This window comes from Rhodococcus sp. NPDC003348 (assembly GCF_053589375.1).
Genome location: NZ_JBSFRT010000008.1, coordinates 169,936 through 185,581 on the forward strand (window position 1 = coordinate 169,936; position 15,646 = coordinate 185,581).

A 15,646-nucleotide genomic window follows, 5' to 3' on the forward strand; every position below is an offset into this window, starting at 1 on the left:
GGTTGCCAGCATGCTCGAGTCCGTGGATGTCGCGGTGATCGGCGCGGGCCAGTCGGGGCTGTCCGCCGGCTACTACCTGCGCAAGCTCGGAGCCGACGCGGGCATCCGGTTCGTGATCCTCGACCATGCCCCCGGGCCGGGTGGCGCCTGGCAGTTCCGCTGGCCGTCACTGACCCTGAGCACCGTCAATCGGGTCCACGACCTGCCCGGCATGCCCTTCTCGGACGTACTCGACGCGTCCGCTCCCGAGCAGGTCGAGGCCGCCGAGGCGGTACCGCGGTACTACGCCGAGTACGAACGCCGGTTCGAGCTGCCGGTGCGCCGGCCCGTCCACACCCGGGTCGTGTGCGATCACGGCGATCACCGCGTCGGAGCCGCGGATGATCGCAGTGGCCCGCTGACCGTGGAGACCGACGCCGGGACCCTGACGGCGCGCGGCATCGTCAACGCCACCGGCACCTGGGAGCGGCCCTTCGTGCCGCGGTACCCGGGCGCGGAGAGGTTTCGCGGCCGGATGCTGCACACCCGCGACTACAAGAGCGCCGACGAGTTCGCCGGCAAGCACGTCCTGGTGGTCGGCGGCGGCATCTCCGCGGTGCAGCTGCTCGACGAGATCTCCCGGGTCACCACCACGACCTGGGTGACCCGCCGGGCGCCGGAGTTCCGCGACACCCCGTTCACCGGCGACGAGGGCCGCGCCGCGGTCGCGATCGTGGAGGATCGGGTGCGCCGCGGCCTGCCGCCGGGGTCGGTGGTGTCGGTGACCGGGCTGCCGCTCACTCCCGCGCTGCGGGCGGCCCGCGAGCGCGGGGCACTGGACCGGCTGCCGATGTTCTCCGAGATCACCGCCGACGGGGTGCGGTGGGCCGACGGGACCGAGCAGAAGGCCGACGTGATCCTGTGGTGCACCGGTTTTCGCAGTTCCCTCGACCATCTCGCCCCGCTGCGACTGCGCGGGCCCGGCGGCGGGATCACGATGACCGGGCGGCTCGCCACCCAGGTCGCAGCCGATCCGCGTGTGCACCTGCTCGGGTACGGCCCGTCCGCGAGCACCATCGGCGCAAACCGCGGCGGGCGCGCCGCGGCGGCGGAGCTGATCGACCACCTGACGGCAGGCTGACCCGCCCCGGCAGGACCCCGGTGCACACGGGTTCTGCGGCATGCACACCCCTTCTGCACGCCGAACTCCCCTGTGCACGCACGAAGACCCGTGTGCACACACGTTCTGCAGCCCGGGAACTCAACTCGGGTCGACGCCGAAGATCTCCCGGTACTCCTTGACGAAGGCCCGGTTCCCGAACAGCCGCCAGGCGAGCCGGGCCGACAGCGGCATGTCCGCGAGCAGTCGGGTGCGCTGCTCCGGCGGCGCCCCGAGCATCATGAAGCCGAGGAACACGAGCTGCCGGTTCCGTGGGATCGCGGCGCGGCCACGTTCGCCGAGCTTCTCCCACTCGGCCACCGACATGGTCTGCTCGACGAGCGGCAGGATGTGGGTCTCCTCCTCGGCGAGATGCTCGTCGAGCACTGCGACCAGCGCGGTGAGTGTGGCCGCGAGTGCCTCACCGTCGTCCGCGGCCGCAGTCTGCTCGAACCTGGCCGCGCGGGTCCGGCTGCGCTCGACCAGCTCCCCGATCCGTTCGTGCTGTTCCTCCATCCGCAGCACCAGCGCGTGATCCGTGGGCGCCCGGTCGAGCAGGAGCGGCCACATCAGCTCGTCCTCACCGGTGTGGTGATGGTGCAGTCCGGTGCACATCTCGGCATGGAAGGCGACCAGCCGGCGAGCGCGGACGGTGTCCCCCGCAGGGACGGCACGCACCAGCTCGGGCAGCGAGCCGAACCCGCGTCGGAAGATGTTGTGGGCGAGGAGCATGTCCCCGGTGTCCGGGCGATCGGTGGTGAGGGCGGTGCTCATGGTGTCCTCCTGGGTCGGGTTAGCTGACCTCGTCACGATCACCCGCGCCACTTGCGGCCCTCTTGGCGCCGACTTGTACCGCGCCAGTACCCCGCAACCCCTACCCTTGTGCGGTGTACATACGGGTGCTCGGCTCGATGGACGCGGAGACCGGGACCGGGGTCCTCGATCTCGGCGGCCCCCGCCAGCGCGCCGTGCTCACCCTGCTGCTGATCGCCCGCGGCGCGGTCGTGTCGGTGGACCGGCTGATCGACGACCTGTGGCACGGCGAACCCCCGCCGCGGGCACTGGGCGCCCTGCAGGCGTACGTCTCGAACCTGCGTCGCGCACTCGAACCCGACCGCGCGCCCCGCACGCCGGCGGCGGTCCTGGTCAGCCGTGCGCCGGGGTACTGCCTCACGCTGGGGACCGACGACGTGGACGCCTGGCGGTTCGAGTCGCTGCTGCGGGCGGCTGACGGTGCGCCCGCACCGGATCGGCGCCGGCTGCTCGAAGAGGCGGTCGCGCTGTGGCGCGGGACGGCCCACGCCGAGTTCGCGGCCCACGACTGGGCCGCGCCGGAGGTCGCGCGGCTCGAGGAGCTGCGGCTGGTGGCGCACCAACGGCTCGCCGCGGCGATGCTCGACACCGGTGACGCGGCGGCGGCCGCGGCCGAGGCCGGCGCGCTGACCCGTACGCATCCGTTGCGCGAGGAGGGCTGGCGGCTGCTGGCATTGGCGCTGCACGCCGGCGGCAGGCAAGCCGACGCGCTGGCCGCGCTGCGCCGTGCCCGCGGGACCCTCGCCGACGAACTCGGCCTCGACCCCGGGCAGCCGTTGCAGCAACTCGAGGCGGACCTGCTCGCCCAGCGTCTGCCGCTCCCCGGCCCGCGGCGCGAACGGACCGTGGGGGTGACGGAGGAGGCGGCGGCCACGCCCGCCCCGATGCCTACCGCGCCCGGATTCGTCGGCCGCCGAGACGAACTCGACTCCCTGCTCGCCGCGTCGCGTGCGGTCTCGGACCGGGCCCGTGTCGCCCTCGTCTCGGGTGAGGCGGGCGGCGGCAAGACCGAGTTGCTGCTGCGCCTTCGGGCGGCGCTCGACGACAGCCTGGTCCTGGTGGGACGCTGCCCCGAAGCCGAGGGCGCCCCGCCGGCCTGGGCGTGGGTCGAGATCCTGCGTGCCCTCGTACCCGAGGTCGACCCCGGGCCCCTGGCCGCCGCCCTCGCACCGCTGCTCGACGACGCGCGGATGGCCGCCGACGAGGCCGCCTCCTCGGCGCACGGCCGGTTCCTGCTGCACCGCGCCGTCACCGACTACCTCGATCTCGCGCGGCGGGCGCGACCGCTGGCGGTGTTCCTCGACGACCTTCACCGCGCCGACACCGAGACTCTCACCCTGCTGACCCGGGTCGCGGAGTCCGTGCCGCTGCTGCTCGTCGCCGCGTACCGTCCGGACGAGGTGACCCCGGCACTCGAGGAGGCGCTCGCGGTGCTCGCCCCGCTGACGCCGGAACGGATCCGGCTCGGCGGTCTCGGGGCGGTGGACGCCGCGGCCCTGGTACGGGAGGTCGCCGGGGTCGACGCCGACGATGCGACCGTCGCGGCGCTCACCGAACGCACCGGCGGAAATCCCTTCTACCTGCGCGAAAGTGCCCGACTGCTGGGCAGTGAGGGCGGACTCGTCGCAACCTCGGAGGTGCCCGCGGGGGTCCGCGACGTGCTGCGCAGGCGGTTTGCCCGGCTGCCGGAGGTGACGGTCGCGGTGCTGCGGCTGATCGCGGTGATCGGCAGGCAGGCGGACGTCGAGGTGCTGCTGCGGGCCGTGGAACTCGACGAGGAGGCAACCCTCGAAGCCGTCGAGGCGGGTGTGGTCGCAGGACTGCTCGACGAGCCGGACGCGATGACCGTGCGGTTCACCCACGCCCTCGTCCGGGACACCCTGTTCGGCGATCTGGCCCAGGTTCGCCGGGCCCGCTGGCACCTGCGGGTCGCCGAGGCCATCGAGCAGGTGCATCCGCACGACGCGCCGGCGCTGGCCCATCACTTCGGAGCCGCGTTGTCGGCGAGCACCGCGCGCCGGGCCGCGAACCACGCACTCGAGGCCGCCCGTCAGGCAGAGGCGCGCTTCGCCCACGACGCGGCGGCCGCGCACTACGAGCAGGCGCTCGCCGCAATGGACCGCCTGCCGGGCGGAGGGGACGTGGACGAACGCGTCGAGGCGCTGGCCAGGCTCGGCCGCAGCCACCTCGCGGCGGGGGCGGCGCAACCGGCCCGCGACGCCCGCGACCGTGCCCTGACGGCCGCGGAGTCCGCCGCGCGGCCCGACCTCGCGGTCCTTGCCCTCACGGCCTGGGACAGTCCGACACCGTGGATCAACCGCCCCTACGGGCTGGTGGACCTGCGGGTCGTGACGGCGATCGAGCGGGCGTTGGAACTGCCCGCGCTCACGGACGAGCAACGCTGCCGGCTCCTGGTGATCCTCGTCGACGAGGTGTACGGCGAGGACGATGCGCGCACCGAGGTGGCCGGGGTCGAGGCCGAGTCACTGGCCCGCCGTCTCGGCGACCCGCATCTGCTCGGCCTTGCGCTGAACGCACGACTGGCCCTGCGGCACGGCGCGTATCCGGCGGCGATGCGGGCCGCGATCGCCGCGGAACTGATCGCGATCGGCAGCGACGACGATCTCGCGGTCTTCGCGCTGATCGGTCACTACAACACTCTGCAGATGCTCTGTGCCCGTGGCGATCTGGACCCCGCGCGCGAGCATCTGCGGCACAACGAGGCGCTCGCCGACCGGTATCGGTGGCGGCAGGCGCAGGCCACCAACGCGATGGTGCACGGCATGCTCGCGCACGCGACCGGCGACCTCGACGGCGCCGAGTCCCGCTATCTGCGCGCACACCGGGAGTTCCTGGGACACGGCGGATTCGATGCCGACGGCATCCTGCTGATGGCGCTGCTCTCGCTGCGGGTGACGCAGGGCCGGACCGGCGAGTTCGAGGTGCTGCTGGAATCGCTCGACACCGCGGCACCGGACATGCTGATCGACCCGCTGACCCTCGCGCTCGTCGCCAACGGGAAGGCAGGCAGCGCGCCCCCGCTGCGGGTGGGCATGCGGCCGGTGCGGTCCGACTTCTTCCACGGACTGCTGCTCACCCTGCGGGGCGTGGCGGTGGCCGCGCTGGGATCCCGGGACGAGGCCGCCGACCTGTATCCGGCGCTGTCGGCGTATTCCGGCCAGATCGGCGGCGCCGACACCGGTTCGTTCGCGCTCGGACCGGTGGACACCGTGCTCGCCGACCTCGCGCTGCTGCTGGACCGCCCCGAGGCCGCCGGCACCCACCTGACCGCGGCGCTCGAACTCGCCGAGCGGTGCGGGTGCCCGCAGTGGATCGAGGCCGCCCGCAGCAGGCTGCAAGTCGTTCACTAGCGACCGGCGCGACGGTGGTGCCATGAGCACCTTCCTGAGTCGAATCGGATCCGCGGCCGCCGCGCACCCCTGGCGCGTCGTGTCGGCCTGGCTGGCGGTCCTCGCGATCGCCGTGACGCTCGCCGCCACGGTCGGCGATGACCCGCACGACGACTACGACATCGAGGGGCTGGCCTCCACCCCGGGCAGTCACCTGCTCTCCGACCGGTTCCCGGAGATGTCCGGGGCCGACGCCCGGGTGGTCGTGCACTCCCCGGACGGCGCGGTCCCGACCGCCGACCTGTCCGCGCTGGGTGCGCGGCTGTCCGCCCTGCCCGGGGTCGGTGTCGTGGCGCCGCCGCGACTGTCGGCAGGCGGGGACACGGCGATCCTCGACGTGCGGTACACGGTGCCGGTCACCGACTTCGCAGGTGGCGAGGGCACCGGCGCGCTCGAGGCCGCCGCCGGGGACACCCGTGCCGCGGGCCTGCAGGTCGAGTTCGGGGGCCAGGTCCACGAAAATCAGTCGGCGCCGTCCGGGACGGCGGAGTCCATCGGCATCGGGATCGCGCTGCTGATCCTGGTGTTCGCGTTCGGCTCGGTGGTGGCGGCCGGCCTGCCACTGGCGGTGGCACTGATCGGGGTCGGGGTCGGCGGCGCGCTGATCACGGCCCTGGCCGGGTTCACCGACGTGGGCACCACCGCTCCGACGATCGCGACGATGGTCGGGATCGGTGTCGGCATCGACTACGCCCTCCTGCTGGTGACCCGGTTCGCGGACGGCCTGCGGGACGGGTTGACGCCGCGGCGGGCGGCCGGGCACGCGAACGGGACCGCCGGGGTGTCGGTGCTGTTCGCCGGGTCGACGGTGCTGGTGTCGCTGTTCGGTCTCCGGCTGGCCGGGCTTCCGGTGTACTCGTCGTTCGGGTACGCGACGTTCCTCACGGTCGGCGCGGTGATGCTGGCCGCGGTGACGTTGGTCCCGGCCCTGTGCGGGCTGGCCGGACATCGGGTGCTCGGCCGGACGCGAACGCGCCGGGACGACTCGGACACCGCGACCGCGCGCTGGGCGCACCGGGTGGGAAGCAGGCCGTGGCCGTGGGCCCTCGGCGCGCTGCTGGTGCTCCTGGCGCTGGCGGCGCCGGTCCTGCAGATGCGGACCTGGCCCCAGGACGCGGGCAGCCAACCGCCCACCAGCACCGTCCGGGTCGCCCACGACCTGGTGGCGAGCGAGTTCGGCCCCGGCGCCAACGGCCCGCTGCTGGTGGCGTTGGATCTCGACCGCGGTGCGGACCCGGCCGCCGTGGCCGCCGTGCTGCGGGCGGACCCGGGCGTCGCGCGGGTCGACGGTCCCGTGTCGAACGCCGCGGGCACCGCGGCGGTGCTGCGGGTGGAACCGACCACCGCGCCACCGGACCCCGCGACCGCCGACACGCTGGAGCGGCTACGTGCGCAGCTGCCGGAGGGCACCCACGTCACCGGACTGACCGCCCTGTTCGCGGACATCTCCCAGCGGCTCGCCGAGCGCCTGTGGCTGGTGGTCGCCGTGGTGGTCGCGTTGTCGGTGGTGTTGCTCACGGTGGTGTTCCGGGCACCGGTGGTCGCGGTGAAGGCGGCGGCGATGAACCTGCTCTCGGTGGCCGCCGCCTATGGCGTGATGGTCATGGTGTTCCAGTGGGGTTGGGGTGCAGGCATTCTCGGCCTTCCCGGACCGGTACCGGTGTCGAGTTGGGTACCGATCCTGATGTTCACGATCCTGTTCGGCCTATCGATGGACTACGAGGTGTTCCTGCTCTCACGGGTCCGGGAGTTCTGGCTGCGCACCGGTGACCCCCACGGCTCCGTGGTCCGGGGTCTGGCATCCACCGGCCGGGTCATCACCTGCGCCGCCGCCATCATGATCGCGGTGTTCACCGGGTTCGCACTCGACGGGGACATCACGGTGAAGATGATGGGTGTCGGATTGGCGGTGGCCGTGCTGATCGACGCGACCGTGGTGCGGATGGTGCTGGTGCCTGCCACGATGGCGCTCCTCGGACGGGCCAACTGGTGGCTGCCGCCCTGGCTGCACCGGGCGTTGCCCCGCCTCGACGTCGAGGGTGGCGTCACGGACCCGCCGCGGCCCGCCGACGCACCTCCCGCGGTGTCTCACCGGTGAGGTCGCGCACCGCGCGGCCGAACTGACTCAGGCCGGAAAACCCGCTGCGGCGCGCGATCTGCCCGATCGACAGTCCCGCCAGCGCCGGGTCGGCGAGCAGGTCGACTCCGCACCGCACCCGCCTCCTGCGGATCACTCCGTAGACCGACTGGACCTCCGACTCCATCAGTTTGTGCAGGTAGCGACTGCTGACATTGACGCCGGCGGCGACCCGTTCGACCGTGAGCGTCGGATCGGTGAAGTTCCGCTCGATGAACTCGTACACCCGGGACCGCAGGTCCGTGGCACCGTCATCGGGTCGGGCGTCGGACGGGTGCGCCGCCCTCAGCACCGCCAGAGCGAGGTCCGTGACCGCGTGCGCGATCAGCGAGACCTGCTCCACCCGAGCCCGACTGGTGGTCAACGGTTCCAGCACTCCCGCGAGAGCCGCCACGGTCGGGGAGTCCGTCAGCACCGCTCCGGCGATCCGGTGCCGATCGACGGACCGGGACAACACGACGGACCGCGGGAGGTAGACGAAGGCCAGGTCACTGCCGTCGGCGATGTCGAGGAACAGGGAACACCCGAAGTCGACGCACACCGCATCGCCGGGACCTGCGCGGTGAATCACCTGATTCTGTTCCACCACAACGGAACCCGACCGCACACAGGCGACGGCGACGTAGCCGGACATGACGTCCCCGAGCTGACCGGCCCCCCGGACACCGAGGACGGCGGTCGAGCACATCCGGTTCACCCTGATGGACCCCAGGTCCACCGAGATCATCGAGGCCGCAAAGGAACTGGGATCATCCGAACTGAAGCGACACATCCCCGACAGCATCTCGAGGCCGTCGCGTCCGGCCATGCTGATTCCACCCCGGAAGCGCTCCGTCAGCGCTCCGGTGCCACCACTGTCCAACCGCTCGATCCCCTGCCTGCCCACAGAAGTTTGCTCGACCCTAACTCGGGTCGGGCGCACACCCCGGCAACACGCCAGAGAGCAGGACCGCGACGGCCGTGGGTCAGATCACCGAGACCCCGACGAACCATCCGATGACGGCCAGCACGACCAGTAGCACACCCCCGGCGACAAACGGACCCCACGTGTTCCAGAACGCCCGGTCCCGCTCGGCCTCGGCCGCCGGAGCCGCGACGAACGCCCCGACCTCCGACGCGGCCGCGGCGGGCACCGCGGGCACGACGGCAGCCGCGGCGACCGTCTCGCCGAGCACGTCCACCACCCGCCCCGCCGCGACGTCGTCCGCACCGACCGCACGCACGATCAGTTCCGACAACTCGGCAGGCACGTCGGGGCGAACCGCACTCGGCGAGAGCGGGCGACCGTCACCGGTGTGATGCATGCCGGTGAGCAGCTCGCACAGGACGTTGCCGAGGCCGCGAACGTCGCCGCGCGCGGTCGCGTCGGCCGGTACCCCGGGAAAGGCCAGGTACGCCACGCCGTCGGCGTCGACCCGGACACGTCCGGGGTTGTCGATCGCGACGAGGGCCCCCTCGCCGTTCGCATCCCGCACCAGCCGGGCGAGGGGAACGACGGCCGCCGCCGCATCCGCCGGTCGACCCGCCCGCACGAGCCCGAGCGCATGGCTCTGCTTCCACTGCGCGACGATCACCGCGCGGCCGTCGATCTCGAACATGTCCAGGATCGCGGCCGTCGCGTCGGAACGGATCCGGCACAGCCAGCCGGTGCGGTCGAAGAACGCCGCGGCACCGTCGGCCTCCGGGAATTCGACCACGGTCAGAGCGACGTCCCGGGCCAGGACGGTGTCACGAGCCCGCCAGTAGGCGATGTCGGTGCTTCCCCCGCAACGTTCGAGCAACCGGTAGCGATCGCCCGCGAACTGGGAGCCCGGGACCAGCGCCCAGACCGGCGGACGGGTCGGGGTACGCGTCGCCGAACGGGCGGGCACGAGCGACTTGACCGGCACCCGCGTCGCACCGGCGGCCGGCACCGCACCCGGCGCGTCCCTGACCGGAGTTCCGGCGGGCGCGGCCGCCGAGACCGGGCCGGTCGACGCCGCGGTCTCCCGAGCAGCCGGCCGGGTGGACTGCGGGGTCACCGGTGCGGCCACCGGCCGGGTCACCACCTTCGAGCCGGTTTCCGTCCGCATGCTCATCCCTCCCTCATCACCGAAGCCGTGCGTCGCGCGCAGCGGTCGGCGCACGGCTCATGTCACGACTCGAATCTTCGCAGCACGAAAGACCCGCCGGTCTGTCCAGTTTCTCCGGTTTCGCGGACCGTGCGGATTTCGTGGAATGCCCGTGCGCGGAAAGCCGAATCGTGATCAGAAAATACCTGCTCAACTATCCCATATCGAAAGTCGCGGGATCGCCACCGAGTCGGTTGCCGGCGTCCATGCCCGCGATGTCAGCGAGGTCGTCGCCGTCGAGTTCGAAGTCGAACACCTCGATGTTCTGCCGAATCCGATAGGGGGTCACGGACTTCGGGATCGCGACGTTGCCCAGCTGGAGATGCCACCGCAGTGCCACCTGCGCGGTCGACCGTTGATGCTTCTCGGCGATGCGGGCGAGCGTCGGGTCGTCGAGCAGACCTCGGCCCTGACCGAGCGGCGACCACGCCTCGGTGACGATGCCGAGTTCGGCGTGCACGGCCCGCAGCTCCGGCTGCGCGAAGTCGGGGTGCAGCTCGACCTGATTGATCACCGGCACCACACCGGTGTCGTCGATGATCGTGCGCAACTGCGCCGGCTCGAAGTTGGAGACGCCGATCGACCGCACCCGCCCGTCCGCGCGCAGCTCGGTGAAGGCCCGCCAGATGGCGCGGTAGTCGTCCCGCATCGGCCGGGGCCAGTGGATCAGGTACAGGTCGAGGTAGTCGAGACCGAGCCGGTCCAGGGAGGCGTCGAACTCGAAGAACACCGCATCGCGGGTCCACGGCTGTGCGGAGTTGTTCCACAGCTTGGTGGTGACGAACAGCTCGTCCCGCGGCACCCCGGAGTGCGCGATCGCCCGGCCCGTGCCCACCTCGTTGCCGTACACGGCGGCCGTGTCGATGCTCCGGTAGCCGATGCTCAACGCGCTGGTCACCGCCGTGTAGCTCTCGTCGTCGGGCACCTGCCACACCCCGAACCCGATCTGCGGGATCGTGTTGCCGTCATTGAGGGGGACGTTCGGTACCGAGGCAGCGGTCATGGCTCGACACAACCACGAGAGCGCTCTCGTTGTTCCCCCACCACGCGCATTCACACCCCGTGACGGTGGCCACATCACCGGAAATCGCGGCTCCACCGTGCTCACGGCACCGCCGCCGCACGTCGTGACCGTCGTCACCCTTCGACCCGGCACCGGCCTCCACCCCGTCCGGCGCGACATCGCACCCTGAGAGACTGGCCGGCATGACCGCCACGCTGCACGCCGACGACGTCTCCGCCGCCCGCGGCGAGCGCACCCTGTTCACCGGACTCGATCTCGTGGTGGCGCCGGGAGACGTGATCGGGCTGGTCGGCGCAAACGGGGCGGGAAAGTCGACGCTGCTGTCCATCCTGTCCGGGCGCACCACCGCCGACGTGGAGGGCACCGTCACCCTCAGCCCGCCGGACGCGACGGTCGGGCACCTGGTGCAGGAGCCGGAGCGAATCCCCGGCGAGACCGTCGAGGCGTACCTGGGCCGGCGCACCGGCGTCACCGATTCCGAGACGGAGATGAACGCGGCCGCGGAGACCCTCACGGAGCCGGGAGGCGACGACCGCTACGCCCACGCCCTGGAACGCTGGCTCGGGCTGGGCGGCGCCGATCTGCACGAGCGCGCAGAACAGGTACTCGACGACCTCGGGCTCACCGTCGGACTGCACGCCGAGATGACGTCCCTGTCCGGCGGGCAGGCCGCCCGCGTCGGGCTCGCCGCACTGCTGCTCTCCCGCTACGACGTGCTGCTGCTCGACGAGCCGACCAACGACCTGGACCTCGACGGCCTCGAACGCCTGGAACGGTTCGTCGCCGAGACCCGCACCGGCGTCGTGGTGGTCAGCCACGACCGGGAGTTCCTGGCGCGCACCGTGACCGGGATCGTCGAACTCGATCTCGCGCAGCAGCAGATCGCCGTGTACGACGGCGGCTACGAGTCGTACCTGACCGAACGGGCCGTCGCCCGCAGGCACGCCCGCGAACGCTACGACGAGTACGCGGACACCAAGGCCGGCCTCGAGGCCCGCGCGCAGATGCAGCGCAACTGGCTCGAGCACGGCGTCCGCAACACCCGACGCAAGGCCAAGGGCGCCGACTCGGACAAGATGGGCCGCAAGGCGCGCGCCGAGTCCACCGAGAAGCAGGCCGCGAAAGCCCGTCAGACGCAACGCCGAATCGAACGGTTGGACGTCGTCGAGGAGCCGCGCAAGGAGTGGGAACTGCGGATGGAGATCGCGGACGCACCCCGCAGCGGCGCGGTCGTGGCGACACTGACCGGCGTGGTGGTTCAACGTGAAACCTTCCGGCTCGGCCCGATCCACGCCCAGATCGACTGGGGTGACCGCATTCTCGTCACCGGCCCCAACGGCTCCGGCAAGACGACGCTGCTCCGCGTCCTGCTCGGCCGACTCGCCCCCGACGAGGGCACCGCGGCACTCGGTTCCGGCGTGGCGGTCGGCGAGGTGGACCAGGCCCGCGGACTGTTCGAGGGAGATCAGACCCTCGCGGCCGCGTTTGGCGCGCAGGTCCCGGACTGGCCGGACGCGGACGTGCGCACCCTGCTCGCGAAGTTCGGCCTCAAGGGCCACCACGTCCTGCGGTCGGCGAATTCCCTGTCCCCCGGCGAACGCACCCGCGCCGCGCTCGCCCTCCTCCAGGCACGCGGCGTGAACCTGCTCGTCCTCGACGAGCCGACCAACCACCTCGACCTGCCCGCCATCGAGCAGCTCGAACAGGCGATGGAGTCCTACACCGGAACCCTGCTGCTCGTCACCCACGACCGGCGGATGCTGGACACGATGCGCAGCACCCGCCGGTGGCGGATGGACGGCGGGCGGCTCATCGAGGAGTGAGCGCGGTGGCGGCTTCGGCGTCGTCGCTGCTCGCGCGCAGCGGCACCTGCTTGATGAACACCACGAGGACGAAGCCGACCGCGACCATCGGCAGCAGCATCGTGAACACCGGGGTCAACGCGTCGTTGTAGGCGCCGACAATCAGGTCCTCGAGGGCGTCCGGCAACGCGTTGCCGGCCGCGGGAGTGAGCGAATTCGTGTCGACACCGCTCGCCGCGGTGTCGACAGGCAGCCGCTCGGTGAGCAGGTCGGTGAGCCGGCTGGTGAACAGGGCGCCGACCACCGCGCCGCCCAGGGACGCACCGATCTCGCGGAAGAAATTGTTTGCCGCGGTCGCCGTGCCGACGACCCTGTCCGGAAACGAGTTCTGCACGATCAGGACGAGGATCTGCATGGCGAAGCCGATACCCGCGCCGAGAACGAACAGGTAGGTCAGCAGCAACGCCAGCGGGGTGGACGGGGAGAGCGTCGACAGCAGCAGGAAACCGATGGCGAGGACGATCATGCCGACGATCGGCATCCACTTGTACCTGCCGGTGCGGGAGGCGAGGGCACCGCTGGTCACCGACGTGACCATCAGGCCCACGACCATCGGGAGCAGGAGCAGGCCGGATACCGTGGCACTGACGCCGGTGACCATCTGAAGGTAGGTCGGCATGTAGGAGATCGCGCCGAACATGGCAATGCCGACGAACAGTCCGGCGGTCGTGGCGAGCACGAAGTTCCGGCTCTTGAACAGTGCGAGCGGGATGATCGGCTCGTCCGCCTTGTACTCGGCGAGCACGAACAGTGCCCAGAACACGACCGTGGTGACGATCAGGCCGATGATCAGCGGCGAGTCCCACTCGTGTTCGGTGCCGCCCCACGAGGTGACGAGGATCAGCGACGTGACCGCGACGGCCATCGTGAGGATGCCCCAGACGTCGAGCCTGACCCTCACATCGTGCTTGGGAAGCTTCAGGAAGATCGCAGCGCACGCGATCGCGGCGATACCGAGCGGGATGTTGATCCAGAACGCCCATCGCCACCCGATGCTCTCGGTGAACCAGCCGCCGAGCAGCGGTCCTGCGACGGCGGAGACACCGAACACGGCTCCCATGGCGCCCATGTACTTCGACCGTTCCCGCACCGGAACGACGTCGGCGATGATGGCCTGCGCCAGGATCATCAGTCCGCCGCCGCCGAGGCCCTGCACGGCGCGCCCGACGATCAGCCATGTCAGGTCGGCTGCCAGCCCGCCGATGATCGAGCCGATCAGGAACAGGATCAGCGCGCCGATGAATATGGATTTGCGGCCCACCAGGTCGCCGAGCTTGCCGTAGATCGGCATCATGACGGTCGCGGCGACGAGATATGCGGTGGTGACCCACAGCATGTGATCGACGCCGTTCAGTTCACCGACGATCGTCGGCAGAGCGGTCGCGAAGATCGTCTGGTCGAGCGACGCGAGGAGCATCGCGACGAGCAGCCCGGCGAACACCGCGCCGATGTGCCCCTTGCGTGCGGTGTCCCCGACCGGGCCACCGCTGCTGTGCCCGGCGGTCAGGCTGTCCGTTGTCATGGCCACGAGTCTGCTCGGCGCAGCGTGCCGCGTCGTCCCGCCACCGGGGGATTTTCACGTACCGCGGACGCGGTATCCGCGACGTGGCCGAGTTCCTCCGGGAACGCCGAATCCCGGTTCGAGATAAGTCGATTCGCGGATGGACCGGTCCGCGATCACTGGGCCGCGACGACGAGCTGCGCGCGGTCGTGGGCGTGGAGCCCGGTCACGACGCGCTTCACGTGGGTCTCGGCGGTGGGCGGGGTCCGGCCCGGTGGTCACGGGCGGTCTTCCGGGGTGGCGGGTCGGTCGTCGACGGTGTCCACCGGGTCGACGGGTTCGACGGGCAGCTCCGCGACGAGAATCCAGGTACCGATCCCGTCGAGTCCGTAGGACAGTGTTCCGCGCACCGACTCCACCCGTTCACCCATGCCGATCAGGCCCTGCCTCGTGCCGGGCGCGGCACGCGCCGCGCCGTCCGGCGCGGTCGGGTTGGTCACGGTGATGCGCAGCGAACGGGGCAGGTACTCGACGAGCACGTCGGCTTCGCGTCCGGTGCCGTGTTTGTGGGCGTTCGTGAGCGCTTCCTGGATCACCCGCAGCGCGGTGACGTCGACGGTCGGGGGCAGCTCGTACCTGTCTCCGTCGATCCGGACCGTGACGTCCACTCCGTGACCGGCGAATTCGCGTACGACGTCGTCGAGTTGGGACAGGCCCGCGGGACCGGCTGCAGCGGCGGCGGGGTCCCTCAGCGTGGCCATCAGGTCGCCGATCTCGGTCAGGGCGGCGCGCGAGGCGCGGCGAATGACGGTCAGTGACCGCTCGGCATCGAGGGGCCGGTCGCGCAGGGCCGACGAGGCGACGCCGGCGTGCAGGTTTATCACCGAGATCTGATGCGCGACAACATCGTGCAGGTCCCGTGCGATCGCCAGACGGGCCTCGGCGACCCGCTGACGGGCGAGTGCTTCGCGCGTGCGCTCGGCGCGTTCCGCTCGCTCGGTGATCGATGTGACGTAGTCGCGTTGGGTGCGGACCGCATCGCCAACGGCGCCTCCGAGCAGGACGGTCAGAACGTTCTGGAAGCCGTTGTACCCGTCGACCGTGACCGCGACGAGCATGACGGCGGCGACGCCGACGGCGATCAGCACGCCCTGGGGACGGGACACCCGTACCGTCGCGGCGTAGACCGCGATTGCCGTGGCCGTGGCGATGCCGGGATTGAACAGGTCGAGCGGAACACTCACGACGACGAGAGCGACCAGGGCGGGCAGCACCACGAACGGGGCGCGATGCCGGGCGAGCAGGATCACAACCACGGCGACGTCCAGGGCCATCACGGGTGGGGACCAGACGAACCCGTCACCGGGGCGGGGCGCAAGCGTGCCCGAAACCAGCACCACGACTGCGACGGCGAGATGCCCGATCCAGTGCATCGTCGAACGACCCGACGGAGTGTGAATGCGCGCCACTGCGTCTCCTCTCGGTTGCCGGATCGTCGACTATCGCCGACGCCGGGTCACCGCGCGTCCCCCGACAGGATGGACTTCCATACCGCAACCGCGGTATCCACGTGCCCACCCGAGCGGAATTCTTCCAGAAGGGAAGACGCGGATGCCCGCGCCGGTGGGTGCCGGGCCTCATGCCCGGCAC

Annotated in this window: 10 protein-coding genes; 4 read left to right on the forward strand and 6 right to left on the reverse strand. The window is 71.4% G+C overall.

The window, feature by feature from the left end:
- The first annotated feature begins 10 nt into the window (after positions 1 to 10).
- Positions 11 to 1,120: an NAD(P)-binding domain-containing protein gene (locus ACWDU4_RS08185; RefSeq protein ID WP_450113372.1), complete on the forward strand. Its 1,110-nt coding sequence runs from the start codon at positions 11 to 13 to the stop codon at positions 1,118 to 1,120.
- Between the two features lie 120 nt (positions 1,121 to 1,240).
- Here ACWDU4_RS08185 and ACWDU4_RS08190 read toward each other — a convergent pair whose 3' ends face one another.
- Complete coding sequence (locus tag ACWDU4_RS08190; protein ID WP_450113373.1) at positions 1,241 to 1,912, reverse strand: hemerythrin domain-containing protein; 672 nt, start codon at positions 1,910 to 1,912, stop codon at positions 1,241 to 1,243.
- A gap of 113 nt (positions 1,913 to 2,025) precedes the next feature.
- Between ACWDU4_RS08190 and ACWDU4_RS08195 the strand changes: the two genes are divergently transcribed.
- On the forward strand, positions 2,026 to 5,322 hold the full coding sequence (locus ACWDU4_RS08195) for a BTAD domain-containing putative transcriptional regulator (RefSeq protein WP_450113374.1): 3,297 nt from the start codon (positions 2,026 to 2,028) through the stop codon (positions 5,320 to 5,322).
- A gap of 22 nt (positions 5,323 to 5,344) precedes the next feature.
- Positions 5,345 to 7,459, forward strand: coding sequence for an MMPL family transporter (locus ACWDU4_RS08200; protein WP_450113375.1), 2,115 nt, complete (start codon positions 5,345 to 5,347; stop codon positions 7,457 to 7,459).
- On the opposite strand, the gene ACWDU4_RS08205 is transcribed toward ACWDU4_RS08200, so the two are convergent.
- The 3 genes from ACWDU4_RS08205 to ACWDU4_RS08215 all read right to left on the reverse strand — a co-directional run bounded on the left by ACWDU4_RS08205 (position 7,407) and on the right by ACWDU4_RS08215 (position 10,612).
- Complete coding sequence (locus ACWDU4_RS08205) at positions 7,407 to 8,306, reverse strand: AraC family transcriptional regulator (protein ID WP_450113376.1); 900 nt, start codon at positions 8,304 to 8,306, stop codon at positions 7,407 to 7,409. The genes ACWDU4_RS08200 and ACWDU4_RS08205 overlap by 53 nt on opposite strands.
- Positions 8,307 to 8,463: 157 nt before the next feature.
- Positions 8,464 to 9,576 carry a hypothetical protein gene (locus tag ACWDU4_RS08210; protein WP_450113377.1) on the reverse strand — a complete coding sequence of 371 codons (1,113 nt, stop codon included), beginning with the start codon at positions 9,574 to 9,576 and terminating at the stop codon, positions 8,464 to 8,466.
- A gap of 187 nt (positions 9,577 to 9,763) precedes the next feature.
- Complete coding sequence (locus tag ACWDU4_RS08215) at positions 9,764 to 10,612, reverse strand: aldo/keto reductase (RefSeq protein ID WP_450113378.1); 849 nt, start codon at positions 10,610 to 10,612, stop codon at positions 9,764 to 9,766.
- Positions 10,613 to 10,815: 203 nt separating this feature from the next.
- Between ACWDU4_RS08215 and ACWDU4_RS08220 the strand changes: the two genes are divergently transcribed.
- Entirely contained in the window at positions 10,816 to 12,456 is a 1,641-nt protein-coding gene (locus tag ACWDU4_RS08220; RefSeq protein WP_450113379.1) for an ABC-F family ATP-binding cassette domain-containing protein, read from the forward strand.
- On the opposite strand, the gene ACWDU4_RS08225 is transcribed toward ACWDU4_RS08220, so the two are convergent.
- Complete coding sequence (locus tag ACWDU4_RS08225) at positions 12,443 to 14,017, reverse strand: MDR family MFS transporter (protein WP_450113380.1); 1,575 nt, start codon at positions 14,015 to 14,017, stop codon at positions 12,443 to 12,445. The two genes, ACWDU4_RS08220 and ACWDU4_RS08225, sit on opposite strands and share 14 nt — an antisense overlap.
- 257 nt (positions 14,018 to 14,274) lie before the next feature.
- Positions 14,275 to 15,465: a sensor histidine kinase gene (locus tag ACWDU4_RS08230; protein ID WP_450113381.1), complete on the reverse strand. Its 1,191-nt coding sequence runs from the start codon at positions 15,463 to 15,465 to the stop codon at positions 14,275 to 14,277.
- Between the last annotated feature and the right edge of the window lie 181 nt (positions 15,466 to 15,646).